At 72.5% G+C, this 24,536-nt stretch carries 23 protein-coding genes and 1 tRNA gene; 19 read left to right on the top strand and 5 right to left on the bottom strand.

The window, feature by feature from the left end:
• Positions 1–121 precede the first annotated feature (121 nt).
• Entirely contained in the window at positions 122–1,924 is a 1,803-nt protein-coding gene (gene metG / locus AB0B02_RS01035; protein WP_281943021.1) for a methionine--tRNA ligase, read from the top strand.
• A 57-nt stretch (positions 1,925–1,981) separates the two neighbouring features.
• Here the strand turns inward: metG and AB0B02_RS01030 are convergent, their stop codons facing one another.
• Both AB0B02_RS01030 and AB0B02_RS01025 read right to left on the bottom strand, forming a co-directional pair.
• On the bottom strand, positions 1,982–2,833 hold the full coding sequence (locus AB0B02_RS01030) for an alpha/beta hydrolase (protein WP_357292560.1): 852 nt from the start codon (positions 2,831–2,833) through the stop codon (positions 1,982–1,984).
• Between the two features lie 58 nt (positions 2,834–2,891).
• Positions 2,892–4,136, bottom strand: a complete 1,245-nt coding sequence (locus AB0B02_RS01025) for a hypothetical protein (protein ID WP_357292549.1) — start codon at positions 4,134–4,136, stop codon at positions 2,892–2,894.
• An 82-nt stretch (positions 4,137–4,218) separates the two neighbouring features.
• Here AB0B02_RS01025 and AB0B02_RS01020 point away from each other — a divergent pair, with 82 nt between their 5' ends.
• The 6 genes from AB0B02_RS01020 to AB0B02_RS00995 all read left to right on the top strand — a co-directional run bounded on the left by AB0B02_RS01020 (position 4,219) and on the right by AB0B02_RS00995 (position 10,135).
• The gene (locus AB0B02_RS01020; RefSeq protein WP_357292542.1) at positions 4,219–5,148 is read left to right on the top strand and encodes a TatD family hydrolase; all 930 of its coding nucleotides are present in this window, start codon (positions 4,219–4,221) and stop codon (positions 5,146–5,148) included.
• Between the two features lie 79 nt (positions 5,149–5,227).
• Positions 5,228–6,097 carry a 16S rRNA (adenine(1518)-N(6)/adenine(1519)-N(6))-dimethyltransferase RsmA gene (gene rsmA / locus AB0B02_RS01015; protein ID WP_281943015.1) on the top strand — a complete coding sequence of 290 codons (870 nt, stop codon included), beginning with the start codon at positions 5,228–5,230 and terminating at the stop codon, positions 6,095–6,097.
• Between the two features lie 84 nt (positions 6,098–6,181).
• A complete protein-coding gene (locus AB0B02_RS01010; RefSeq protein ID WP_357292530.1) occupies positions 6,182–7,135 on the top strand; it encodes a 4-(cytidine 5'-diphospho)-2-C-methyl-D-erythritol kinase in 954 nt (317 codons plus the stop codon).
• 66 nt (positions 7,136–7,201) lie between these two features.
• A complete protein-coding gene (locus AB0B02_RS01005; RefSeq protein WP_357292522.1) occupies positions 7,202–9,004 on the top strand; it encodes an ABC-F family ATP-binding cassette domain-containing protein in 1,803 nt (600 codons plus the stop codon).
• A gap of 85 nt (positions 9,005–9,089) precedes the next feature.
• A complete protein-coding gene (locus tag AB0B02_RS01000; RefSeq protein WP_281943012.1) occupies positions 9,090–9,545 on the top strand; it encodes a DUF4383 domain-containing protein in 456 nt (151 codons plus the stop codon).
• Between the two features lie 116 nt (positions 9,546–9,661).
• Positions 9,662–10,135, top strand: a complete 474-nt coding sequence (locus tag AB0B02_RS00995) for a DUF4383 domain-containing protein (protein ID WP_357292513.1) — start codon at positions 9,662–9,664, stop codon at positions 10,133–10,135.
• Here AB0B02_RS00995 and AB0B02_RS00990 read toward each other — a convergent pair.
• A complete protein-coding gene (locus AB0B02_RS00990) occupies positions 10,132–10,794 on the bottom strand; it encodes a TetR/AcrR family transcriptional regulator (RefSeq protein ID WP_281943008.1) in 663 nt (220 codons plus the stop codon). The genes AB0B02_RS00995 and AB0B02_RS00990 overlap by 4 nt on opposite strands.
• A gap of 77 nt (positions 10,795–10,871) precedes the next feature.
• Here AB0B02_RS00990 and AB0B02_RS00985 point away from each other — a divergent pair, with 77 nt between their 5' ends.
• The 9 genes from AB0B02_RS00985 (at position 10,872) to cysN (ending at position 19,441) form a co-directional block, all read left to right on the top strand.
• Positions 10,872–11,720: a helix-turn-helix domain-containing protein gene (locus AB0B02_RS00985; protein WP_357292503.1), complete on the top strand. Its 849-nt coding sequence runs from the start codon at positions 10,872–10,874 to the stop codon at positions 11,718–11,720.
• A 118-nt stretch (positions 11,721–11,838) separates the two neighbouring features.
• Positions 11,839–11,910: transfer RNA gene (locus AB0B02_RS00980), tRNA-Gln, on the top strand.
• Positions 11,911–12,012: 102 nt separating this feature from the next.
• Positions 12,013–13,476 carry a bifunctional UDP-N-acetylglucosamine diphosphorylase/glucosamine-1-phosphate N-acetyltransferase GlmU gene (gene glmU / locus AB0B02_RS00975; protein ID WP_357292498.1) on the top strand — a complete coding sequence of 488 codons (1,464 nt, stop codon included), beginning with the start codon at positions 12,013–12,015 and terminating at the stop codon, positions 13,474–13,476.
• Positions 13,477–13,586: 110 nt separating this feature from the next.
• Positions 13,587–14,567 carry a ribose-phosphate diphosphokinase gene (locus AB0B02_RS00970; RefSeq protein WP_107157145.1) on the top strand — a complete coding sequence of 327 codons (981 nt, stop codon included), beginning with the start codon at positions 13,587–13,589 and terminating at the stop codon, positions 14,565–14,567.
• Between the two features lie 284 nt (positions 14,568–14,851).
• Positions 14,852–15,547: a 50S ribosomal protein L25/general stress protein Ctc gene (locus AB0B02_RS00965; protein ID WP_281943004.1), complete on the top strand. Its 696-nt coding sequence runs from the start codon at positions 14,852–14,854 to the stop codon at positions 15,545–15,547.
• 100 nt (positions 15,548–15,647) lie between these two features.
• Positions 15,648–16,238, top strand: coding sequence for an aminoacyl-tRNA hydrolase (gene pth / locus AB0B02_RS00960; protein ID WP_281943002.1), 591 nt, complete (start codon positions 15,648–15,650; stop codon positions 16,236–16,238).
• A 74-nt stretch (positions 16,239–16,312) separates the two neighbouring features.
• A complete protein-coding gene (locus AB0B02_RS00955) occupies positions 16,313–17,146 on the top strand; it encodes an inositol monophosphatase family protein (RefSeq protein ID WP_357292471.1) in 834 nt (277 codons plus the stop codon).
• Between the two features lie 79 nt (positions 17,147–17,225).
• Positions 17,226–18,137, top strand: coding sequence for a sulfate adenylyltransferase subunit CysD (gene cysD / locus AB0B02_RS00950; protein ID WP_357292462.1), 912 nt, complete (start codon positions 17,226–17,228; stop codon positions 18,135–18,137).
• A complete protein-coding gene (gene cysN / locus AB0B02_RS00945; RefSeq protein WP_281942995.1) occupies positions 18,137–19,441 on the top strand; it encodes a sulfate adenylyltransferase subunit CysN in 1,305 nt (434 codons plus the stop codon). The genes cysD and cysN overlap by 1 nt, the downstream gene beginning before the upstream one ends.
• A gap of 58 nt (positions 19,442–19,499) precedes the next feature.
• Here cysN and galK read toward each other — a convergent pair whose 3' ends face one another.
• Together galK and galE are read right to left on the bottom strand one after the other, a co-directional pair.
• Positions 19,500–20,657, bottom strand: coding sequence for a galactokinase (galK, locus tag AB0B02_RS00940; RefSeq protein WP_357292452.1), 1,158 nt, complete (start codon positions 20,655–20,657; stop codon positions 19,500–19,502).
• Positions 20,654–21,640, bottom strand: a complete 987-nt coding sequence (galE, locus tag AB0B02_RS00935) for a UDP-glucose 4-epimerase GalE (protein WP_281942992.1) — start codon at positions 21,638–21,640, stop codon at positions 20,654–20,656. The genes galK and galE overlap by 4 nt, the downstream gene beginning before the upstream one ends.
• Before the next feature lie 174 nt (positions 21,641–21,814).
• Between galE and AB0B02_RS00930 the strand changes: the two genes are divergently transcribed.
• The 3 genes from AB0B02_RS00930 to AB0B02_RS00920 are packed head-to-tail and all read left to right on the top strand — an operon-like array spanning position 21,815 to position 24,488.
• Complete coding sequence (locus AB0B02_RS00930) at positions 21,815–22,831, top strand: hemolysin family protein (RefSeq protein ID WP_281942990.1); 1,017 nt, start codon at positions 21,815–21,817, stop codon at positions 22,829–22,831.
• Positions 22,832–22,864: 33 nt separating this feature from the next.
• Entirely contained in the window at positions 22,865–23,890 is a 1,026-nt protein-coding gene (gene trpS / locus AB0B02_RS00925) for a tryptophan--tRNA ligase (RefSeq protein WP_281942988.1), read from the top strand.
• A 34-nt stretch (positions 23,891–23,924) separates the two neighbouring features.
• Positions 23,925–24,488 carry a 2'-5' RNA ligase family protein gene (locus tag AB0B02_RS00920; protein ID WP_281943795.1) on the top strand — a complete coding sequence of 188 codons (564 nt, stop codon included), beginning with the start codon at positions 23,925–23,927 and terminating at the stop codon, positions 24,486–24,488.
• The last annotated feature ends 48 nt before the right edge of the window (positions 24,489–24,536 follow it).

Below are 24,536 nucleotides of genomic sequence, written 5' to 3'. Positions count from 1 at the left end.
CCTGCGACGCGGGCTCGCCGGGCAGCTCAGACCGCGTGTCGGCGACAAATCGGGCGTACGCCGGGCCGGCCCGCCCTATTGGTTCGCGGGGCGCCCACGGCAATCACTAGTCTTGACGCTCATGAGTCACGTTCTCGCCGCGGTCGCCTGGCCCTACGCCAACGGCCCGCGCCACATCGGCCACGTATCCGGATTCGGCGTTCCCTCCGACGTCTTCGCCCGGTACATGCGGATGGCCGGTCACGACGTGCTCATGGTCTCCGGCACCGACGAGCACGGCACCCCGATCCAGGTGCAGGCCGACGCCGAGGGGGTCACCGCGCGTGAGCTGGCCGACCGCTACAACCGGGTGATCGCCGAGGACCTGCGGGCGCTCGGCCTGTCGTACGACCTGTTCACCCGCACCACCACCCGCAACCACTACGCGGTGGTGCAGGAGCTGTTCACCGGGCTGCACCGCAACGGCTACATCGTCCCGAAGGTCACCACCGGGGCGATCTCCCCGTCCACCGGCCGCACCCTGCCGGACCGCTACATCGAGGGCACCTGCCCGATCTGCGGCTACGACAGCGCCCGCGGCGACCAGTGCGACAACTGCGGCAACCAGCTCGACCCGATCGACCTGATCCACCCCAAGTCGAAGATCAACGGCGAGACGCCGGAGTTCGTGGAGACCGAGCACTTCTTCCTCGACCTGCCCGCCCTCGCCGACGCGCTGCGGCAGTGGCTGGACACCCGGGAGGGCTGGCGGCCCAACGTGCTGCGGTTCTCCCGGAACCTGCTCGACGACCTCCAGCCCCGGGCCATCACCCGGGACCTGGAATGGGGCGTGCCGATCCCGCTCGACGGCTGGCAGGACCGGAACGACAAGCGGATCTACGTGTGGTTCGACGCGGTGATCGGCTACCTGTCCGCCTCCATCGAGTGGGCCCGCCGCACCGGCGACCCGGAGGCGTGGCGGAAGTGGTGGTCGGCCGACGCCGAGGGGAAGGACGCGCTCGGCTACTACTTCATGGGCAAGGACAACATCGTCTTCCACTCGGTGATCTGGCCGGCGCTGCTCGGCGGCTACTCCGGCGAGGGCGCCCGCGACGGCGAGCCCGGCCGGCTGGGCCGGCTCAACCTGCCCACCGAGGTCGTCTCCAGCGAATACCTGACCATGGAGGGGCGGAAGTTCTCCTCCTCCCGCAAGGTCGTCATCTACGTCCGGGACTTCCTGGAGCGCTACGACGCCGACGCGCTGCGCTACTTCATCGCGGTCGCCGGCCCGGAGAGCAACGACACGGACTTCACCTGGGCGGAGTTCCTCCGCCGCAACAACGACGAGCTGGTCGCCGGCTGGGGCAACCTGGTCAACCGGTCCGTGTCGATGGCGGCGAAGAACTTCGGCGCGATCCCGCCGGTCGACCCGGCCGGGCTCACCGACGCCGACCGGGCGCTGCTCGACGTCGCGAAGGCCGGCTTCGCCACCGTCGGCGACCTGATCGCCCGGCACCGGCAGAAGCAGGCCATCGGCGAGGCCATGAAGGTGGTCGCCGAGGCCAACAAGTATCTGTCCGAGCAGGCGCCCTGGAAGCTCAAGGGCGACGACGACAAGCCGCGGATGGGCACCATCCTGCACGTCGCGCTCCAGGTGGTCAGCGACGCCAACACGCTGCTCACCCCGTTCCTGCCGCACTCCGCCCAGCAGATCCACGAGCTGCTCGGCGGCACCGGCACGCACGCGCCGATGCCCGTGATCGAGGAGGTCGACGACCTCGACGGCGGCCCGGCGTACCCGGTGCTGACCGGCGACTACACGGTCGGGGCGCGCTGGGAGTCCGTACCCCTGGAGGTGGGCCGGCCGCTCGCGGCGCCCAAGCCGGTGTTCCGCAAGCTCGACCCGTCCATCGTCGACGAGGAACTGGCCCGCCTCGCCGGCTGATCACGACGGCACCGCGGCCCCGGGGGAACACCCCCGGGGCCCGCGTGTCGTCCGGGGTCAGGCCCGGGCCATGCTCGGCTTGCCGATGAACTCCATGATCGCGTTGTTGACCTCGGTCGGATGGGTCCACGGCGTGCCGTGCGGGGCGCCCTTGAGCGTGACCAGCTTGGCGTCGGACAGCATGTTCACCAGCCGCTGACCCGTCTTCGGGTACGGCAACACGTTGTCCTTGTCGCCCTGGATGATCAGCACCGGGATCTTGATGTTCGGCAGGTCGCCGCGGAAGTCGGTCTGCCAGGCGTCCACCGAGTCGTGGGTGCCCTTCGCGGACGCCTGCGCGCCGATCTGCCAGTGCGCGTGGTACGCCTCGTCGCTGACCAGCTTGCCCTTGTTCTCACTGGCGTTGAAGAACACGTCGCAGAACTGCGTCAGGTAGGCGAACCGGTCCTGGACGATCGCCTGCTGGAACCCGTCGAACAGGCTCTTCTCCACCCCCTCCGGATTGTCCGGCGTCTTCAGCAGGAACGGCGCCAACGGGGCCATCACCACCGCGCGAGACACCCGGTCCGAGCCGTACGCGCCCAGGTAGCGGGTGACCTCGCCGGTGCCCATCGAGTGCCCGACCAGGATCGCGTCCCGCAGGTCCAGCTCGGTCATCAACACGTCCAGGTCGGCGGCGAACGTGTCGTAGTCGTAGCCGAACGCCGGCTGCGCGGAACTGCCGAACCCGCGTCGGTCGTACGTGATCACCCGGTACCCGGCGGCGAGCAGCGGACCGCTCATCTTCTCCCAGGTCGCCCCGTTGAACGGGAAACCGTGGATCAGCACGATCGGCTGACCGGAACCGTGATCCTCGTAGTACAGGTCGATGGGTGCGGAGTTCTCCGTACCGACGGTGACGAAAGGCATGTCGGAATTCCCCCTCGCGTGGGTCTCGGACGCCCACGCCTTCCCCACCCGCCGCCGGCTATGCGTCGCGGCGCGGGTACGGCAGGTCCACCACCCGGTCCTCGGTCAGCTCGCCACCCGGCGCCCACACCTCGTAGACGCCCCGTTCGTGACACTGCGCCCCGGTCACCGCCACCGCGTCCGGATCCGGGCGACGCAGCCGCAACCGCAGCCAGCCCGCCTCCTCCCGCAGCACCAGACAGGGCACCCCGCGCCACACGGCAGTCCGCAGCCGCCGGGCCACCGCGTCCACCGGATAGCGGGCCGCCCGGGTCATCGCCAGCACCCGGAACCCGCCGGGCTGGTCGGCCACCGCCTCGTACTCGGCCCCGGCGTACGCGCCGACCAGCCGGGTCGAGCGCGGCGCGTCGCCGGTCGGCACGTACTCCTGGTCGGCGGCGAGGCCGGGCACCGCGGCCAGCAGGTGCCGCCACTGCGGACCGGCCAGCCGCAGCCAGCCGCGCTGCTCCGCCTGATAGGTGTAGAGCACCACCTCCACCCCCTCCGCCGGGTAGGCGAGCAGCGTGGCGTTGGCCGGCACCGGCAGGTCGGCGAAGTCCCGGGTGGCGAACTCCGGGACGAGTTGCCCGTCGCTCGGCACGAACCCGGTACCCAGCACCGGCGGCCCGATCCGGTCCCGGGGCGGCAGGGCGGTCAGCCCGCGGTGCGCCGGGCCGACCGGGACGTCGTAGTCGGACGGGTCGGCGGCCCGCCACCGCAACGCGTACGCCACGTCGCCGCCCTCGGAGTCGCCGCGCAGCACCGCCAGCCCCGCCGGCGTCCGCAGGTGCGCCACGTCGTGCTCCCGGTAGCAGAAGCCGTGCGGCAACCAGCCCCGCACGTAACCGGCGAGCTGCCGGGCGGAGAGCACCTTCACCATCCGGGTGCCCGGCCGGATCACCGCCGACGCCCGCACCGCGGCCAGCGTCGGGTCGCCCGCCGCCGCCGGCCGCTGGCTGAGCTGGTGCACGTACGCCCAGCCCCGGTCCCGGTGCACCGGCATCAGCAGCGGCGAGTCGGGCTCCTCGGTCGGCTCGGCCGCCCCGTGCACCGCCTCCACCTCGGTCGCGTGCACGAACTTCCGCCAGGGCAGGCCGCCACCCGGCCGGGGACACCACTCGAAGCCGGGCACCTCGTCGGCGCTGAACAGCTCGTACGCCGCGCCCCGGGCGAGTTCCTCGGCCGGGTGCACGCGCCCGTCGTACGCCACGCGCAGCCCGGTCCGCTCGGAGGCGGCGCCGCCGGTACGGTCCGTGACGGTCATTTCCGGGACGCTAGGCCGGCCAGATGTGGGGCGTGTGAACGGCCGGTGGCGGTCCGGGAACGCGGCCCGGCGCGAGTGTGTGATGCTGGCCGCGATGACCGAGCAGACCGAGACCCGCAAGCAGCGCGCCGCCCGCCGGGCCGGCGAGTTCCCACCCGCCCCCGAGCCGCTGCCGATGCCGGTACCGGACAGCCACACCCACCTCGACATCACCGTCGGCGAGTACGGCGTACCCCCCGGCGGCGACGGTGGCTCCTCCTCGGGCGGCGCGGGCGACGGCGACCCGGTCGCCGCCGCGCTCGCGGTCGCCGCCGACGCCGGCGTGGACCGGCTCGTCCAGGTCGGCGTGGACATCGCGTCGTCCGAGTGGAGCGCCGACGTCGCCGACCGGTACGCCGCGGTGCTGGCCACCGTGGCGCTGCACCCCAACGAGGCGCCCCGCCTCGCCGACCTGGACGAGGCGCTGCGCCGGATCGAGGCGCTCGCCGGGCGGGACCGGGTCCGTGGGATCGGCGAGACCGGGATGGACTTCTTCCGCACCGGCGAGGCGGGTCGGGCCGCGCAGGAGGAGAGCTTTCGGGCGCACATCGCCATCGCCAAGCGCCACCGCAAGGCGCTCGTCATCCACGACCGCGAGGCGCACGCCGACGTGCTGCGCATCCTCGACGACGAGGGCGCCCCGGACACCGTGGTGATGCACTGCTTCTCCGGCGACGCCGACTTCGCCCGCGCGTGCGCGCGCCGGGGCCACCTGCTCAGCTTCGCCGGCACTGTCACGTTCGGCAGCGCCGCCGCGCTGCGCGAGGCCGCCGCCGTCACCCCGCCGGATCAGATGCTGGTGGAGACCGACGCGCCGTACCTGACCCCGATGCCGTACCGGGGCCGGCCGAACGCGTCGTACCTGATCCCGCTGACGGTCCGGTTCCTGGCCGACACCACCGGCGCCGACCTGGACGAACTCTGCGCCGCGCTGTCGACCAACGGTGAGCGCGCCTTCGGCCCGTGGCGGTGAGAAGGGGTCCCTTCTCGACGCCAGGCGTTAAGAAGGGGCCCCTCCTTTCACGAACGGGCGGACGCTTACGCTACGGGGCGTGACCGGACTCCTCGGCCCGGCGGAGATCCGGGAACTCGCCGCGCGGCTCGGCGTCACGCCGACCAAGAAACTCGGCCAGAACTTCGTGCACGACCCGAACACGGTGCGCCGGATCGTCACCACCGCCGGGCTGGCCCCGGACGACGTGGCGCTGGAGGTCGGCCCCGGGCTCGGCTCGCTCACCCTGGCGCTGTTGCCGGTCGCCGCGCACGTGCACGCCGTGGAACTCGACCCGGCGCTCGCCGCCGCGCTGCCCGGCACCGCCGACCGGTTCGCCGGCCCGGACGCCGCCCGGCTCACCGTGCACCCCGCCGACGCGCTGCGGGTCACCGCCGCCGACCTGGGCGACCCGGCCCCCACCGCGCTGGTGGCGAACCTGCCCTACAACGTGGCCGTGCCGGTGGTGCTGCACCTGCTCGCCGAGCTGCCCACGCTGCGGCACGGCCTGGTGATGGTGCAGAAGGAGGTCGCCGACCGGCTCGTCGCCGGTCCCGGCTCCAAGGTGTACGGCATCCCCTCGGTCAAGCTCGCCTGGTACGCCCGCGCCCGCGCCGCCGGCAAGGTCCCGCCGAACGTGTTCTGGCCGGTGCCCAACGTCGACTCCGGCCTGGTCGCGTTCACCCGCCGCGAGCCGCCCCGACCCGACGTACCCCGCAGGGCGGTCTTCGCGGTGGTCGACGCCGCGTTCGCCCAGCGCCGCAAGACGCTGCGCGCCGCGCTGGCCGGCTGGGCCGGCGGCGCGGACCGGGCCGCCGCCGCGCTCACCGCCGCCGGCGTGGACCCGGGCGCCCGCGGCGAGTCGCTCACCGTCGAGCAGTTCGCCGCCATCGCCGCGTCGGCCCCGGACGGCTCCGCCGGGGCCCAGTAGGCTGGCGCCGTTGCCCGACCCCGCCGAGGAGCTGACCGTGCAGAAGCCGTTCGACACCCGCCTGCGCCCACGGGAGCTCCCCCGGTGACCGAGGCCTGGCGACCGGAGGACGAGGACGGGCAGCGGCGCGGCTCCAGCGGCCCGGTCAGGGTGCGGGTGCCCGCCAAGGTCAACCTGCACCTCGGGGTGGGACCGCTGCGGCGGGACGGCTACCACGAGCTGAACACCATCTACCACGCGATCTCCATCTACGACGAGCTGACCGCCCGCCGCGGCGACACGCTCGCGCTCACCATGGAGGGCGAGGGCGCCGGCGAGCTGGCCCTGGACGACACCAACCTGGTGCTGCGCGCCGCGCACGCCCTCGCCGGCTACGCCGGGGTCGCCCCGCACGCCCGGCTGCACCTGCGCAAGCACATCCCGCTCGCCGGCGGGCTGGCCGGCGGCAGCGCCGACGCCGCCGCCGCGCTGGTCGCCTGCGACGCGCTCTGGGGCACCGGCCTGTCCCGCGACGAACTGGCCGGCATCGCCGCCGACCTCGGCTCCGACGTGCCGTTCCTGATCCACGGCGGCACCGCGCTCGGCACCGGCCGGGGCGAGGCGGTCAGCCCGGTGCTGGCGCGCCCCACCTCCTGGCACTGGGTGGTGGCCATCGCCGACGGCGGCCTCTCCACCCCGGCCGCCTATCGCGAACTGGACCGGCTGCGCGACACCGGGGCCGCCGGCGCGCCGCTGGGCAGCACCGACGCGCTGCTCGGCGCGCTGCGCCAGCGGGACCCGCGAGTGCTCGCCGCCACGCTCGGCAACGACCTCCAGGACGCCGCGCTGGCCATGCGCCCGGCGCTGGCCGGGACGCTCAAGGCCGGCGAGGCCGCCGGCGCGCTCGCCGGCATCGTCTCCGGCTCCGGGCCCACCTGCGTGTTCCTCGCCGCCGACGCCGCCGACGCGGAGCGGATCGCCGACGAGCTGACCGCCGCCGGAGTGTGCCGGGAGGCGCGGGTCGCGCACGGGCCCGTGCACGGCGCCCGCATCGTCTGACGCCCCGTACCCTTGACTCAGGCGTCCCGGACCCCGGGGCGCCTGAGTCGTGTGAAAGGTGAGCCAGTGGCCAACATCGTCAACCTGGACCGGGTGTCCAAGGGGTACGGCGCCGCCGGGCCGCTGCTCACCGACGTCTCGCTCGGCCTCGACGACGCCGACCGGATCGGCGTGGTCGGTCTCAACGGCGCCGGCAAGTCGACGCTGCTGCGGATGCTCACCCGCACCGAGGAACCCGACGACGGCCGGGTCACCCACCGCCGCGACCTGCGGGTCGCCTGGCTGCCGCAGCGCCTCGACCTGGCCGGAGACCTCACCGTGCGGGACGTCGTGCTCGGCACCGCGTGGCTCGGCGAGAGCATGGGCGCCGAGCACGAATGGGCCGGCGACGCGGGCGTCCGGGCCATCCTCGACGGCCTCGGCATGCCCCACCTCGGCCTCGACGCCGCGGTCGGCACCATGTCCGGCGGGGAACGCCGCCGGGTCGCGCTCGCCGCGCTGCTGGTCCGCGACGCCGACCTGCTCGTCCTCGACGAGCCCACCAACCACCTCGACGTCGGCGGCGTCGACTGGCTGGCCCGGCACCTGGTCACCCGCAAGGGCGCGCTGGTCGTGGTCACCCACGACCGCTGGTTCCTCGACGCCGTCTGCACCACCACCTGGGAGGTCGCCGACCGGACCGTCCGGGCGTACGAGGGCGGCTTCGCCGCGTGGACGCTGGCCCGCGTCGAGCGGCAGCGGATCGCCGCCGCCACCGAGGCCCGCCGGCAGAACCTGCTCCGCAAGGAGATCGCCTGGCTGCGGCGGGGACCGCCGGCGCGGACCTCCAAGCCCAAGTTCCGCATCGACGCCGCGAACGCGCTCATCGCCGACGTGCCGGAACCGCGCGACACCATGTCGCTGCAACGGCTCGCCACCGCTCGGCTCGGCAAGCAGGTGTACGACCTGGAGCACGTCACCCTGCACGCCGGCCCGAAGGAGATCCTGCGCGACACCACCTGGCAGGTCGGCCCCGGTGACCGGATCGCGATCCTCGGCCGCAACGGCGCCGGCAAGACCACGCTGCTGCGGCTGCTCGCCGGCGTGACCCGCGCCGACGGCGGGCGCTTCGCCGCCGGGCAGACCGTGCGGCCGGCGTTCCTCTCCCAGGAACTCGCCGAACTCCCCGGCCACCTGCGCGTGCTGGAAGCCGTCGAGGAGGTGGCCCGCCGGGTGCAGTTCGGCGACCGGGAGATCAGCGCGTCCCAGCTCGCCGAGATCTTCGGCTTCGACGACCGGCGGCTCTGGACGCCGGTGAGCGACCTGTCCGGCGGCGAGCGCCGCCGCCTCCAGATGCTGCGCCTGCTGGCCGGCGAGCCCAACGTGTTGCTGCTCGACGAGCCCACCAACGACCTGGACACCGACACGCTCGCCGCGCTGGAGGACCTGCTCGACTCCTGGCCCGGCACCATCGTGGTGGCCAGCCACGACCGCTACCTGATCGAGCGGGTCACCGACGTCGCGTACGGCATGTTCGGCGACGGGCGGCTCGTGCACCTGCCCGGCGGCATCGACGAATACCTGGCCCGGGCCGCCGCGGCCGGTGGCCCGGCACCGGCCGACCTCACCCCAGGCAGCACCGCCGCGGCGGCCCGCGACGGGCTGTCCGCCGCCGAGGTACGCACCGCGAAGAAGGAACTCAACCGGCTGGAACGGCAGATCGCCAAGCTCGAACAGAAGGAGGCGGGCCTGCACGAGCAACTCGCCGCCAACGCCACCGACTATGCCCGCGTCGCCGAGCTTGACGCCCAGCTCAAGGAGGTCCGGGCCGAGCGGGACCGCACCGAGGAGACCTGGTTGGCGCTGGCCGAGGAACTGCCCGCCGGCTGAGGCGTGGGGGGTGTGCGGCGTCACTGACCGCCGTACGGGACAATCACCGAGGAACCCTCATCCGAACGGTCTTGGAGACGCTGAGATGGCCCACACCCCCGTCAACCACCCCGCGCGGCCGATCTACCGGGCGATCGGCGGGCTCGTTGGTCTGTACTTCGTCGTCTTCGGCGGCCTCGGTATCATCGCCAGCGCCGGCAACGACTTCTTCGCCCAGGACGACACCAGGGTGCTCGGCCAGGGCACCAACATGGGCTTCTCGCTGCTGTCGATCCTGATCGGCGCGGTGATCCTGGTCGGCACCGCGATCGGCCGCAACCTCGACGTGGCGGTCAACCAGTGGCTGGCGTACACGCTCATGGTCATCGGCCTGGCCGCGCTGGCGTTCCTCCAGACGGACGCCAACGTCCTCAACTTCTCGATCATGACCGTCGTCGTGGTCCTGACGCTGTCGCTGGTCCTGCTGGTGGCCGGCATGTACGGCAAGGTCGGCACCGACGACGAGCACGAGGCCTGGCAGAAGGCCCGCCTGGTGCTCTGATCCCGATCCACCCCGAAGGCCCGGCGTCCGCGCCGGGCCTTCGGCGTTTCCCGGTACGGAACCGGACGCCCCGGGGGACAATTGCCCCGAATCAGTCTCCACGGCTGGAGGGCACCATGGCGCACTTCCCGGTGAACCACCCCGCGCGACCGCTCTACCGGGTGCTGTCCGGGCTGATCGGCCTCTACATCCTGGCCTTCGGCGTCTGGGGCGTGTTCGCGACCTGGGGCGACGGGCTGTTCAGCCGGCAGGACACCTACGCCCTCGGGCTGCGCACCAACCTGGCCTTCTCGCTGGTCTCGGTGGTCTTCGGCGCGGTCCTGATCATCGGCGCGTCTCGCCGGAACAACCTCGGGCACTACATGAACCTCACCGCCGGCGCGGTCTTCCTGATCACCGGCATCCTGATGATGGCCGTGCTCCAGACCCCGGCGAACTTCCTGAACTTCTCGATGTCCACCGTCATCGTGTCGCTGCTGTTCGGGCTGATCCTGCTCGCCACCGGGCTCTACGACAAGGTCGGGCCGCCCGAGCACGCCGAGGAGGAGCGCCGCCGTCGCTACCACCCGCTCGCCGAGGGCAACCGCTAACCCTGGATCGGCCCCGGCTTCGACTCCAGGTGCGACAGGCCGTTCCAGGCCAGGTTCACCAGGTGCGCCGCCACCGTCTCCTTGCGCGGCCTGCGCACCTCCAGCCACCAGCGCCCGGTCAACGCCACCATGCCCACCAGCGCCTGCGAGTAGAGCTCGGCCAGCTTCGGGTCGTACCCCCGGCTGGAGAACTCCGCGCCGAGGATGTGCTCCACCTGGTGTGCGACGTCGTTCATCACGCTGCTGAAGTTGCCCGTCGCCGACATCAGTGGCGACTCCCGGACCAGCACCCGGAAGCCGCTGGTCTCCTCCTCGATGTAGGTCAGCAGCGTCAACGCGGCCTGCTCCAGCAGCTCGCGCGGATGGCCCGCGGTCAGTGCCGTGGTGATGCGGTCCAGCAGCGAGCGGACCTCCCGGTCCACCACCACCGCGTAGAGCCCCTCCTTGCCGCCGAAGTGCTCGTAGACCACCGGCTTGGAGACCTTGGCCCGCGACGCCACCTCCTCGATCGAGGTGGCGTCGAACCCGCGCTCGGCGAAGATCTGCCGGGCGATCGAGATCAACTGCTCGCGCCGCTGCGCCGCGGACATCCGCACCCGGGGCTTGGCCGCCGGGACGGCCCGCCGGCGAGCGCGGTCGCTGCCGGGAACGTCGGTCACCCACCCCATCCTGCCAGGCGCGGTCCGCACCGGCCGACCGGCGGCGCATTGTCGTACACCTGTTCTAAGTTGGGGTGGTGACCGATCCGCTCGCGGCAGAGGCGCGCCGGCTGCGCGTCGAGGAACACCTCTCCGTCGTGGAGATCCGGGCCCGGCTCGGCATCGGCCGCAACCGGGCGTACGCGTTGCTGCGCGGCGTGCCGCCGCCGAAGTGGACCCGCCGCCCCCGGGCCCGGGACGACGCCCGCGCCGAGGCGCTCAGGCTGCGCGCGACCGGGTGGTCGGTCAACCGGATCGCGGTGCGGCTCGGCGTGGCGAAGTCCACCGCCTACCAGTGGGTGCGGCACCTGCCGCTGGACCCGGACGCCGCGACGGCCGAGCGGCGGCGGGCGCACGCGAAGGTGATGACGGAGGCGCGTTGGGGCGCCTACCGGGAGGCGCGGGACGCGGAGCAGGCTGCCGTGCAGGCCCGGGCCGCGGCTGCGGTGGGTGGCCTCGGCGAGCGGGATCTGCTGGTGCTGGGTGCGGCGATCTACTGGTGCGAGGGAAGCAAGTCGAAGCCGTGGCGATCGCAGGATCGGCTGGAGTTCGTCAACAGCGACCCCCTGTTGCTCGCGCTGTTCCTGGCGTTTCTCGCCGCCTGTGGGGTCAACCGCGAGGGGGCGAGCTACCGACTGCTCATCCACGAGTCAGGCGAGGTCGAGGCGACCGAGCACTGGTGGGCGGAGCGGCTAGGGCTTCCGCTGGAGCGGTTCACCCGAGCGACGCTCAAACGGCACAGCCCGACAACGGTGCGGCGGAACAGCGGCGAGAGCTACCGGGGATGCCTGGTGATCACCGTTCCGCGCAGCCGGCAGCTCTACTGGCGGGTCGAGGGCCTGATCGCCGGCATCGAGACGGCCCTGACGGCGATGGGCGATGCATGAACAGCCTCCGCCGGCACGTGGACCCAGTGACGCTACGGGGGTGGCTGCTCGGTGGCGATGCGCCCGATCCGAGGCATCCGGAGGTCAGCCAGACCCGGTAAGCTGTCAGCGTTCCCCTTCGGCCGTGGTGTAACTGGCAACACCCAAGATTTTGGTTCTTGTGTTTCAGGTTCGAATCCTGGCGGCCGAGCAGTTTCAGGTATAGGTGCCCTTCGTGGGGTACGCGGCAAGCTGCCCGCTGCTCTGGTTAGCATGACCGCGAGACTGTCGCCGTCCCGACGGGAGCCAAGTCGTGTCCCAGCCCCACCTCCGCACCGTTGTCGTGCTCGCCGCCGGTGAGGGCAAGCGGATGAAGTCGTCCCTGCCCAAGGTGCTGCACCCCTTGCTCGGCCGGACCCTGCTCGGTCACGTCCTGGCCGCGGCCGGGCCGCTCGGCGCGGACCGCACCGTGGTGGTGGTCGGCCACGGCGCCGACCAGGTGCGGGCGCACCTGACCGAGGTGGCCCCGGCCGCCACGCCGGTGCTCCAGGAGCGCCAGCTCGGCACCGGGCACGCGGTCCGCATCGCGCTGGACGCGGTGCCGGACGTGGCCGGCACCGTCGTGGTGATCAACGGCGACGTGCCGCTGCTGCGGCCGGAGACCGTCGGGGCCCTGGTCGAGGCACACGAGGACGCCGCCGCCGCGGCGACCGTGCTGGCCGCCGAGGTGCCGGACCCGACCGGCCTGGGCCGGATCGTGCGGGACACGGACGGGCGGTTGGCGCAGATCGTCGAGGAGCGCGACGCCACGCCGCAGCAGCGTGCGCTGCGGGAGATCAACGCGGGCATCTACGCGTTCGACGCGGTCCGGCTCCGGGAGGCGCTGGGCAAGCTCTCCACCGACAACGACCAGGGTGAGGAGTACCTCACCGACGTCTTCGCGTTGCTCCGGGACGCGGGCGAGCCGGTGGCGGTGCACCGGGCGGCCGACCATGTGGAGACGCTGGGCTGCAACGACCGGGTGGAGCTGGCCGGGTTGCGCCGGCTGCTGCGTGACCGGGTCAACGAGGGCTGGATGCGTACCGGCGTGAGCCTCCTCGACCCGCACACCACCTGGATCGACGTGACGGTGACGCTGGAGCGGGACGCGGTGGTCGACCAGAACACCCAGTTGCGGGGTGCCACCACGGTCGGCGCGGGCGCGTCGGTCGGCCCGGACACCACGCTCGTCGACACCACGGTGGGCGAGGGCGCGAGCGTGGTGCGCAGCCACGCGGTGGGCGCCGAGGTGGGCCCGCAGGCCAGCGTCGGCCCGTACGCGTACCTGCGGCCGGAGTCGCGGCTGGCCCGCAAGGCGAAGGTCGGCACGTTCGTGGAGACCAAGAAGGCGACGATCGGTGAGGGCTCGAAGGTGCCTCACCTGTCGTACGTGGGGGACGCGACGATCGGCGACCACAGCAACATCGGCGCCGCCACGGTGTTCGTCAACTACGACGGGGTGCACAAGCACCACACCACGATCGGCAGTCACGCGCGTACCGGGGCGGACAACATGTTCGTGGCCCCGGTGCGGGTGGGCGACGGCGCGTACACCGCGGCCGGTTCGGTGATCACCGGTGACGTGCCGCCGGGCGCGATGGCGGTGGCGCGCGGTCAGCAGCGCAACGTGGAGGGCTGGGTGCTGCGCAAGCGGGCCGGCACGGCGGCGGCGGACGCGGCCCGGCAGGCCCGCGACGGCGAGGCCGGGGCGGGCGGGGCCGCAAGCGAAGGTGACTGAATCCACGGGGACCGCCGGGCGGTGGGTGGACCGGTGAACCCGGGGGATACTGCAACCGAACAGTCCCCGGCCGCGCCGGGCACCACCGACATACGGGAGCAGACGGGCCCATGGGCAGCATCGTCGCCGAGAACCGCAAGAGCCTGATGCTCTTCTCCGGGAGGGGTTTTCCGGAGCTGGCCAAGGAGATCGGTGAGGTGCTCGGCGTCGCGCCGACGCCCGCCGACGCCTACGAGTTCGCCAACGGTGAGATCTTCGTACGGTTCAAGGACTCGGTCCGTGGTTCGGACGCCTTCGTGGTGCAGTCCGTGACGCACGGGGTCAACACGTGGGTCATGGAGACCCTGATCATGGTGGACGCGCTGAAGCGTGGTTCGGCCAAGCGGATCACCGTGGTGTTGCCGTTCTACCCCTACTCGCGGCAGGACAAGAAGCACCGGGGTCGGGAGCCGATCTCGGCGCGGCTGGTGGCCGACCTGCTGAAGACCGCGGGCGCGAACCGGATCCTGACCGTGGACCTGCACACCGCGCAGATCCAGGGCTTCTTCGACGGCCCGGTGGACCACCTGTTCGCGATGGACGTGCTCGCCGAGTACGTGGAGCACAAGTACGCGGGTCGGCCGATGACGGTGGTGGCGCCGGATTCGGGCCGGGTGCGGGTGGCGGAGCGCTGGACGGACCGGCTGGGTGGTTGCCCGCTGGCGTTCATCCACAAGACCCGGGACCCGTTGAAGCCGAACCAGGTGGTGGCGAACCGCGTGGTGGGTGAGGTCGAGGGCCGGGTGTGCCTGATCGTGGACGACATGATCGACACCGGTGGCACGATCTCCAAGGCGGCGGACATCCTGAAGGAGTCCGGGGCGGCGGAGATCGTGGTCGCGTCGACGCACGCGCTGCTGTCGGACCCGGCGACGGAGCGGTTGAAGAACAGCCCGATCAGCGAGGTCGTGGTGACGAACACGCTGCCGTTGCCGCCGGAGAAGCAGCTCGACAAGCTGACCGTGCTGTCGATCGCCCCGCTGCTGGCGCGGGCGATCCGGGAGGTCTTCGACGACGGTTCGGTGACCACCCTGTTCGGTGGCCTGAGCTGACCGTGGGGTCCGGTCGCCGGCGTGGTCCGGCGGCCGGGCCGTTGCGCTGCGGACCGGCCGGCGTGGTGATAGTGGGGGACTGCCGGCGGGCGCGGAATTCGCTCGGGTAGACTAATCCGGTTGCCACGGCGAGGGTGCCCGGCGGGCTGCTGAAAGCACCGCACGGAGGCGCCGTCATCGACGCGGTGCTCAGGGCGGTCGTTCATGACCTTGAGCCCCAGCGAGCCCCTCGCCCAGCACCGCCAGACGACAAGCCGCCGCAGCGAAGTATCAGGAGTTTCCCCGTGTCCGAGGTAAAGATCAGCGCCGAGCCCCGTACCGAGTTCGGCAAGGGTGGTGCCCGTCGTACCCGCCGGGCCGGCAAGGTGCCCGCCGTGCTTTACGGCCACGGCGAGAAGCCCAAGCACATCGCGCTCCCGGCGCGGGAGTTCGCCGCCGCGATCCGTAAGGGCGGCGCGAACCAGCTCTTCGCGATCGAGGTCAGTGACGGCACCCAGGTGCTGGCGCTGCCGAAGGCGATCCAGCGCGACCCGATCAAGGACTCCTTCGAGCACGTGGACCTGCTGCTGGTCCGCCGGGGCGAGAAGGTCACCGTCGAGGTCCCGGTCCAGCTGACCGGTGAGGCCGCGAAGGACACCCTGATCGTGCACGACCACGACACGCTCTCGGTGACCGCCGACGCCACCAAGGTGCCGGACCACCTGGAGGCGTCGATCGAGGGCGCCGAGCCGGGCACCACGATCACCGCCGCCGACGTCGAGCTGCCGTCCGGCGTCGAGCTGGCCACCGACGAGGAGACCGCTGTCGCCTCGGTGACCGCCGCCCCGACCGCCGAGCAGCTCGAGGCCACCCTCCCCGAGGTCGAGGTGGCCACCGAGGAGGCCGAGGCCGAGACCGGCGAGGAGACCGCCGAGTCGCCGGAGGGTGCTCCGGCCGCCGAGGGCGAGGAGGCCCCTGCCGAGGCGAAGACCGAGGCCTGATCGGTCCGCAGGTTGTGCGACAGGCGTCCCCGGGTTTCGGGGGCGCCTGTCGGCGTATCGGGGCGGGTCGTCGGGGAAGCGAGCGGGAAGGGGCGTCGGGGTGACGGACGAGGCGGGGCCGTGGCTGGTGGTCGGCCTGGGTAACCCCGGTCGGGAGTACGCGGCCAACCGGCACAACGTCGGGTTCATGGTGGCCGACCTGCTGGCGGCGCGGGTGGGTGCGAAGTTCGGGCGGCACAAGCGGGCGATGGCCGAGGCCGCCGAGGGGCGGTTGGGGTTCGGCGGCCCGAAGCTGGTGCTGCTGAAGCCGCTCACCTACATGAACCTCTCCGGTGGGCCGGTGGCCGGGCTGGCGCAGTTCCACAAGATCCCCCCGGCGCGGGTGATCGCGGTGCACGACGAGCTGGACATCGGCTACGGGCAGGTGCGGGTGAAGTGCGGCGGCGGCGAGGGCGGCCACAACGGGCTGCGGTCGATGTCGAAGTCGCTTGGTACGAAGGACTACGTCCGGGTGCGGTTCGGCATCGGGCGGCCACCGGGCCGGCAGGACCCGGCCGACTACGTACTCTCGGATTTTTCCGCCGCGGAGCGCAAGGAGTTGGAGTTCCTGGTCGACCGCGCGGCGGACGTGGTGGAGTCGGTGGTCACCAAGGGTGTGGAGCCGACGCAGAACCTGTACCACGGGGCTTGACCGGCTCCCGGTGTGCCGGCCGGTAGTCTGCGCCTCGCGACGTGAGCGGGGCCGGCGACGGGAGCGGTGACACCATGGGCAGTCCTCCGATGATCGACGGCGCGTTCGCCCGCTGGTTGGCGTCGCGGGCGGGGCAGGCGTTGACGGACCTGCGCGCGGAGTTGGGTTTCGCGGACGCCGGGGCGCTGACGTCGGCCGGCGACAAGGTCGCGCACGACCTGATCCGGACCGAGCTGGCCCGGTGGCGCCCGGCGGACGCGGTGTTGTCGGAGGAGGACGAGGGCTCGCGGCTGGCCTGGACGGCCGAGGTGAGCCGGGAGGCGATGTCCCGGCTGACCGCCGACCGGGTGTGGATCATCGATCCGCTGGACGGCACCCGGGAGTACGCGGAGGAGGGGCGTGCCGACTGGGCGGTGCACGTGGCGCTCTGGTCGCGGCACGCGCCCACGCCGCACGGTCTGGTGGCGGGCGCGGTGGGTCTGCCGGCGGAGCACCGGGTGCTGGGCACGGACCACCCGCCGGCGTACCCGCCGATGACGGTGGAGGCGGCCACGGCCGGCGACGCACGGACCGTCCGATTGGCGGTCAGTCGTAGCCGTCCGCCGGTTTTCCTGACCGATCTGGCAGCGGACGTCGGCGCTCATCTGGTTCCGATGGGCTCGGCGGGTGCGAAGATCGCCGCGGTGGTGACCGGCGAGGTCGACGCGTACATCCATGCCGGCGGCCAGTACGAGTGGGACTCGGCCGCTCCGGTCGCTGTGGCGACGGCCACCGGACTGCACGCTTCCCGGATCGACGGTTCTGCGCTGAAATACAACGAGGCCGACCCGCGCCTACCCGATCTGCTGGTCTGCCGCAAGGATCTCGCGAGTCGGTTGCTTGCGGCGTTGCAGCGTCATTCCGGGTAACCTGAGCGTTCTTCTTCACGACTCCGACCGGAAAGGTCTGGAATCCGATGTACGGATCCGAGCGAATCGAGTTCGTGTCATGACGTCCCCCGCCGCGTACCAGGTGTCGCACCTCGACGCGCTCGAGGCGGAGAGCATCTTCGTGATGCGCGAGGTCGTCGCCGAGATGGAGCGGCCGGTCCTGCTCTTCTCCGGTGGCAAGGACTCGATCGTGATGCTCCGGTTGGCGCAGAAGGCGTTCGCGCCGGCCAACATTCCGTTCCCGGTGATGCACGTGGACACCGGGCACAACTTCCCCGAGGTGCTCGAGTACCGCGACCAGCGGGTCGCCGAGCTGGGCCTGCACCTCATCGTGGCCAGCGTGCCGGAGGCGCTGACCAAGGGAATGGTCCGCGAGTCGGCGGACGGCATGCGCAACCGCATCCAGACCCCGGTGCTGCTCGACGCGGTGGAGAAGCACCGCTTCGACGCGCTGTTCGGCGGCGCCCGGCGGGACGAGGAGAAGGCCCGGGCCAAGGAGCGGGTGTTCAGCTTCCGCGACGAGTTCGGCCAGTGGGACCCGAAAAACCAGCGCCCGGAGCTGTGGTCGCTGTACAACGGCCGGCACCACCCCGGCGAGTCGATCCGGGTGTTCCCGCTCTCCAACTGGACCGAGCTGGACGTCTGGCACTACATCGCCCGGGAGCGGATCCCGCTGCCGGCGATCTACTTCGCGCACGAGCGCGAGGTGATCGAGCGCGACGGCATGTTCTACGCGGTCAACGAGTTCTTCCGGGCCCGCGCCGGTGAGCAGCCGTTCAAGGCCCAGGTGCGGTACCGGACCGTGGGTGACGCCTCCTGCACCGCGGCGGTCCGTTCGGACGCCGACACGGTGGAGAAGGTGATCGAGGAAGTGGCCGCCACCCGGATCACCGAGCGCGGCGCGACCCGCGGCGACGACCGGGTCAGCGAGGCCGCCATGGAGGACCGCAAGCGAGAGGGCTACTTCTGATGAGTGTCGACACCTGGGCGCCGGCCGATGGTGAGACCGCCGCACGGCCGATGGACCTGCTGCGGTTCGCCACCGCCGGCAGCGTCGACGACGGCAAGTCGACCCTGATCGGCCGGCTGCTGTACGACACGAAGTCGCTCTTCAGCGACCAACTCGCCGCGGTCGAGGCGGTCAGCGCGGCGCGGGGCGACGAATACACCAACCTGGCGCTGCTCACCGACGGCCTGCGCGCCGAGCGGGAGCAGGGCATCACCATCGACGTGGCGTACCGCTACTTCGCCACGCCGCGGCGGAAGTTCATCATCGCCGACACGCCGGGGCATACCCAGTACACCCGGAACATGGTCACCGGCGCCTCCACCGCCGACCTGGCGCTGATCCTGGTGGACGCGCGCAAGGGCCTGGTGGAGCAGTCCCGCCGGCACGCGTTCCTCTGCTCGCTGCTGCGGGTGCCGCACCTGGTCCTGTGCGTCAACAAGATGGACCTGGTCGACTGGTCGCAGGAGGTCTTCGAGCGGATCGCCGACGAGTTCACCGCGTTCGCGGCGAAGCTCGACGCGCCGGACCTGACCGTGGTGCCGATCTCCGCGCTGCGCGGTGACAACATCGTCACCCGTTCGGAGAACATGCCCTGGTACGAGGGACCGTCGCTGCTGCACCACCTGGAGCGGGTGCACATCGCGTCGGACCGCAACCTGGTCGACGTGCGGTTCCCGGTGCAGTACGTGATCCGGCCGCAGTCCACCACCGTCACCGACTACCGGGGTTATGCCGGCCAGGTGGCCTCCGGCGTGCTCAAGCCGGGCGACGAGGTGATGGTGCTGCCGTCCGGCTTCACCAGCCGGATCGCCGCGGTGGAGACCGCCGACGGCCCGGTGGAGGAGGCGTTCCCGCCGATGTCGGTGACGGTCCGGCTGACCGACGAGATCGACATCTCCCGGGGCGACCTGATCTGCCGGCCGAACAACGCCCCGATGGTCGCGCAGGACATCGAGGCGATGGTCTGCTGGATGGACGAGAGCCGGCCGTTGCAGGTCGGCGGCCGGTACGCGATCAAGCACACCACCCGTTCGGCGCGGACGATCGTGCGGGAGCTGCACTACCGGCTGGACGTCAACTCGTTGCACCGGGACGAGACGGCGGCCGAGCTGAAGCTGAACGAGATCGGCCGGGTCCGGCTGCGCACCACGGTGCCGCTGCTCGCCGACGAGTACCGCCGCAACCGCACCACGGGCGGCTTCGTCATCATCGACGAGGCCACGAACCGTACGGTAGGCGCCGGCATGATCGTCGAGGCCGCCTGACGTTCTCGGGTGAGATGGGGCCCCTTCTCGACGCCAGGCGTTAGGAAGGGGCCCCTCCTTACAGCCGGGTGACGCCGGGGGCGGGGCGGGCGGTCAGGGTGTGGGGGGCGGTGAAGCCGCGGTCGGCGTACGCGGCTGTGACGGCGGCGGCCACCTCCTCGGCGGCGTCCGCGTCGACCAGGGCGAGCACGCAGCCGCCGAACCCGCCGCCGGTCATCCGCGCGCCGTACGCGCCGGCCGCGAGCGCCGCCTCGACCGCGGTGTCGATCTCCGGAACGGTGATCTCGAAGTCGTCGCGCATCGAGGTGTGCGAGGCGGTCAGCAGCGGACCGGTCTCCCGGACCCGGTCGGCGCGCAGCAAGGCGACGGTGTCGAGCACCCGCTGGTTCTCGGTGACCACGTGCCGGACCCGGCGCCGCGTCTCGTCGTCGTCGAGGCGGGCCAGCGCCGCGTCGAGACCGTCGCTGGGTACGTCGCGCAGCGCGGTCACGCCGAGCGTCGCGGCGGCCCGTTCGCAGCTCCTGCGCCGGGCCGCGTACTCGCCGTCGGCGTGCCGGTGCGGCGCGCGGGAGTCGATCACCAGCACGGCCAGCCCGGCCGCGTCCAGGTCGAACGGGATCTGCTCGACCTCCTCGGTGCGGCAGTCGAGGAAGAGCGCGTGACCGGCCCGGCCCCGGACGACCACGGACTGGTCCATGATCCCGGTGGGCGCGCCGACGTACTCGTTCTCGGCGCGTTGGGCGAGCCGGGGCCAGCGGTCGGCGGGCAGGTCGAGCCCACCGAGGTCGACAAGCGCGGCCAGCACCGCCGCCTCGATGGCGGCCGACGAGGAGAGGCCGGAGCCGACCGGCACGTCGGAGGCGATGGCGAGCCGCGCGCCGGGGACGTCGAGGCCGGCGGCCCGCAGCGCCCACACCACGCCGGCCACGTAGGCGGCCCAGCCGTCGACCCGGCCGGGCTCGTCGGCCTCCGCGGCGCCGAACTCGACCGGCTGATCGTCCAGCTCCGACCAGACCGTCCAGCGCGCGTCCGGGCCGGGCGCCGCGGCGACCACGGTACGCAGCGGCAGCGCGAAGGGCAGCACGAAGCCGTCGTTGTAGTCGGTGTGCTCGCCGATCAGGTTGACCCGCCCGGGAGCCGCCCAGTGGCCGGCCGGCTCGGCGGCGTACCGCTGCCGGAAGCCTTCGGTGGCGCGGTCCGCGACGTCGCCACTCACGAGGTGGGCCCGGTGCGGTGGTCGCGGTAGAACGCCCAGGCGTCGCCGACCATGTCGTGCAGGGTCGGCTTCTCCGGCACCCAGCCCAGCTCGTCGCGGGCCAGCGCGGACGACGCGACCAGCTCGGCGGGGTCTCCCTCGCGGCGTGGCGCCACCTCGACCGGCACCGGGTGGCCGGTGACCTCGCGGACCACGTCGACGACCTGGCGGTTGGTGAAGCCGTTGCCGTTGCCCAGGTTGTAGATCCGGTGCCGGCCTCCGGTGGCGGCGTCGAGCGCGAGCAGGTGGGCGCGGGCGAGGTCCTCGACGTGGATGTAGTCGCGGACGCAGGTGCCGTCGACGGTGGGGTAGTCGTCGCCGAAGAGTTGGAGCTTCTCGCGCCGGCCGGCCGCCACGTCGAGCGCGATCGGGATGAGGTGCGTCTCCGGGTCGTGCCGTTCGCCGATCGCCGTCCCGTCGCGCAGGTACGCCCCGGCGACGTTGAAGTAGCGCAGCGAGACGGCGCCCAGCTCGTGCGCGACCGCCTCGGAGGTGAGCACCATGTCGACGGCCAGCTTGGTCGCCCCGTACGTGTTGGTGGGCGCCTTGACGGCGGTCTCCGGGATGGGCAGCTCGGTGGGGTTGCCGTAGACGGCGGCGGTCGAGGAGAAGACCATCCGGGGCACCCGGGCGGCGCGGACGGCGTCGATCAGGGCGATCGAGCCGACGGTGTTGGTGTGCCAGTAGAGCTCGGGGCGGAGCATCGACTCGCCGGCGGCGATCAGGGCGGCGAAGTGCAGCACGCCGTCGAACCCGGCGTCGGGGGTGAGCACCCGGGCGGCCTCGTGCACCGGCAGGTCGACGTGGGTGGCGTCGGGGGCGAGCGCCTCGCGGTGGCCGGTGCGCAGGTCGTCCAGCACGGTCACCTGGTGGCCGTGGTCGAGCAGCATCCGGGTCACCACGCTGCCGATGTAGCCGGCGCCGCCGGTGACGAGCAGTTTCACGTCGATCCTCCTGCCTGGCCGCGTCCGTGTCGGCCGTTTGTGATCACCCTACGGCCGGCGGCCACGGCGCGGCGGGTCGAGTGAGTGTCACTCCATTCCACCACGATCCACCAGGATTGAACAGATCCGCACATCGGGCCGGGCTGGCGCCGGTCGCTGTCTACCATGCTTGTCATGCGGGAAGCGGGTGGTCCCGGGCCCCGGCGGCGACCGTCGGGGCGGCCCCGACGCGAATCCGGCCCGCTGGCCCGGGCCGTGGCCCGGCTCGTGGTGCGGGCCGCCGACGGCGCCACCCGGGTGGTGACCGACCTGCTCGGGGCGAGCCCCACCGCCGGGCGGGAACGGATCAGCGAGGCCGACCTGCGCGATCTCGTCGCCGCCAACACGCTGCTCGACCCGGACGAACGCCGGATCATCGACGAGGTGCTGGTGGCCGGCGCGCGGCTGGTCCGCGAGGTGATGGTGCCCCGCACCGAGGTGGTCTTCCTCGCCGCCGGCCTGCCGGTGGCCGAGGCGCAGCGGCTGGTGCGGGCCGACCCGCACACCCGCTATCCGGTGGTGGACGGTACGCACGACGACGTCGTCGGCCTGGTGCACCTGCGGGACGTGCTGCTGCGCCCGGAGCCGGCCGGCCGGGTCGTGGTCGGCGCGCTGGCCCGCGAGGTGAAGCGGCTGCCGGGCAGCAAACGGGTGCTGGCGGCGCTCACCGAGATGCGTCGGGAAGGGCACCACCTGGCCGTCGTGGTCGACGAGTACGGCGGCACCGCCGGCATCGTCACCTGCGAGGACCTGGTGGAGGAGTTGGTCGGGGAGATCCGCGACGGACGCCACGGGCCGCCCGATCCGGGGCCCGCCGGCCTGCCCGCCGTGGTCGACGGCGGGCTCAACCTGGCCGACTTCGCCGAACGCACCGGGGTGCCGCTGCCCGCCGGCCCCTACGAGACGGTCGGCGGGTACGTGATGGCCGCGCTGGGCCGCCTGCCGGTGGTCGGCGACGAGGTGCCGGTGCGGGACGACCCGGCCGACGGGCCGGATGCCGCCGATCCGGAGGGCTGGCTACTGCGGGTGCTGGCGCTCGACGGCCGGCGGGTGTCCCGCCTGGCGGTCTCCGTACGCCGGCTGCCCGAGCCCCGGCGCGAGGTCAGCGGCCCGTGCCCGCCCGTGCCCGCCCGACCCGCCGGCCCGTCATGACGGACCCGGGGGCTTGCTGACAGAATTGCCGCCATGTCCGACGTACCCGCCCGCCCGCGCGTCTTCTCCGGCATCCAGCCGACGGCCGACTCGTTCCACCTCGGGAACTACCTGGGCGCGCTGCGGCACTGGGTGGCGCTGCAGGACAGCCACGACGCGTTCTACTGCGTCGTCGACCTGCACGCGATCACCGCGGGGCACGACCCCCAGGTGCTCAGGCAGCGCACCCGGGTGGCCGCCGCGCAGCTCCTCGCGCTCGGCATCGACCCGGAACGCAGCACCCTGTTCGTCCAGTCGCAGCTGCCCGAGCACCCGCAGCTCGCCTGGGTGCTCGGCTGCATCACCGGGTTCGGCGAGGCCGGCCGGATGACCCAGTTCAAGGACAAGGCGCAGAAGCAGGGCAGTGACCGGGCCAGCGTCGGCCTGTTCACCTACCCGATCCTGCAGGCCGCCGACATCCTGCTCTACCAGGCGCACGCGGTGCCGGTCGGCGAGGACCAGCGGCAGCACCTGGAGCTCTCCCGTGACCTGGCGCAGCGGTTCAACTCGCTGTTCGGCCCCACCTTCCGGGTGCCGGTGCCGCACATCGTGAAGGACACCGCCAAGATCGTCGATCTCCAGGACCCCACCGCCAAGATGTCGAAGTCGTTCTCCGCCCCGGCCGGCATCATCGACCTGCTGGAGGACCCGGCCCGCTCGGCCAAGAAGATCCGCTCGGCGGTCACCGACACCGGCCGCGAGATCGTCTTCGACGCGGAGGGGAAGCCGGGCATCTCCAACCTGCTCACCATCTACTCCGCGCTCTCCGGACGCGGCATCGACGACCTGGTCGCCGCGTACGACGGCCGGGGCTACGGCGACCTCAAGAAGGACCTCGCCGAGGTGGTGCGGGAGTTCGTCACCCCGATCCAGGAGCGCACCAACGGCTACCTGGACGACCCGGCCCAGCTCGACAAGCTGCTCGCGCGGGGCGCGGAGAAGGCCCGGGCGGTGGCGGTCGACACGCTGCGCACCGCGTACGAACGGGTCGGGTTCCTCCCCCCGGTGCGGTCCGCGTAGCGGCGGGCGGGGAACGGTGACGGTGAGCGGAGGGATGGCGCGCAACGTGGCGGGCAGTGACGCAGCGCCGGGCGGCGAGGACACGATCCAGATCGGGATCGCGGTCGACGTGCCCGAGCCGTGGGGCGGGCTGCTCACCCGCCGCCGGGTCTCCGCCGGCGACCCGCAGGCCGTCCCGGCGCACGTCACCCTGCTCGGGCCCACCGAGATCCCGGTACGCGCGCTGCCCGCGGTCGAGGAGCACCTGAGCCGGGTGGCCGCCACGCACCTGCCGTTCACGCTGCACCTACGCGGCACCGGCACGTTCCGCCCGGTCACCCAGGTGGTCTTCGTGACGGTGGCGGCCGGGATCAGCGAGTGCGAGCTGCTCGCCGCCGCCATCAACTCGGCTCCGGAGCTGCACCGCGAGGCCCGCTTCCCGTACCACCCGCACGTCACCGTGGCCCAGGACGTGCCGCCCGAGGTGCTCGACAAGGCGTACGAGGACCTGGCCGACTTCTCCGCGCTGTTCGAGGTGGAGGCGTTCACGCTCTTCTCGCACAGCGGGGCGACCCGGTGGCAGCCCCGTCGCGACTTCCGGCTCGGCGGCCCGCGCTGAACACCCGGCCGGCCGGGCCGCCTCCGCCGAGGGCGACGATCGGCGAGG

The organism is Micromonospora sp. NPDC049240 (assembly GCF_040647835.1).
In the GTDB taxonomy this organism is placed as follows: Bacteria; Actinomycetota; Actinomycetes; order Mycobacteriales; family Micromonosporaceae; genus Micromonospora.
Note: the sequence above shows the minus strand (reverse complement) of the source record. Positions and strands in the feature narration are given on the sequence as shown.

Coding starts and splice junctions, on each gene's coding strand:
- cysN (WP_281942995.1), top strand. CDS start 18,137: ATGAGTGTCGACACCTGGGCGCCGGCCGATGGTGAGACCGCCGCACGG.
- AB0B02_RS01000 (WP_281943012.1), top strand. CDS start 9,090: ATGGCCCACACCCCCGTCAACCACCCCGCGCGGCCGATCTACCGGGCG.
- AB0B02_RS00920 (WP_281943795.1), top strand. CDS start 23,925: ATGGCGCGCAACGTGGCGGGCAGTGACGCAGCGCCGGGCGGCGAGGAC.
- trpS (WP_281942988.1), top strand. CDS start 22,865: ATGTCCGACGTACCCGCCCGCCCGCGCGTCTTCTCCGGCATCCAGCCG.
- AB0B02_RS00995 (WP_357292513.1), top strand. CDS start 9,662: ATGGCGCACTTCCCGGTGAACCACCCCGCGCGACCGCTCTACCGGGTG.
- AB0B02_RS01020 (WP_357292542.1), top strand. CDS start 4,219: ATGCTGGCCGCGATGACCGAGCAGACCGAGACCCGCAAGCAGCGCGCC.
- cysD (WP_357292462.1), top strand. CDS start 17,226: ATGACGTCCCCCGCCGCGTACCAGGTGTCGCACCTCGACGCGCTCGAG.
- AB0B02_RS00970 (WP_107157145.1), top strand. CDS start 13,587: ATGGGCAGCATCGTCGCCGAGAACCGCAAGAGCCTGATGCTCTTCTCC.
- metG (WP_281943021.1), top strand. CDS start 122: ATGAGTCACGTTCTCGCCGCGGTCGCCTGGCCCTACGCCAACGGCCCG.
- AB0B02_RS01030 (WP_357292560.1), bottom strand. CDS start 2,833: ATGCCTTTCGTCACCGTCGGTACGGAGAACTCCGCACCCATCGACCTG.
- AB0B02_RS00930 (WP_281942990.1), top strand. CDS start 21,815: ATGCGGGAAGCGGGTGGTCCCGGGCCCCGGCGGCGACCGTCGGGGCGG.
- AB0B02_RS01025 (WP_357292549.1), bottom strand. CDS start 4,136: ATGACCGTCACGGACCGTACCGGCGGCGCCGCCTCCGAGCGGACCGGG.
- AB0B02_RS00955 (WP_357292471.1), top strand. CDS start 16,313: ATGGGCAGTCCTCCGATGATCGACGGCGCGTTCGCCCGCTGGTTGGCG.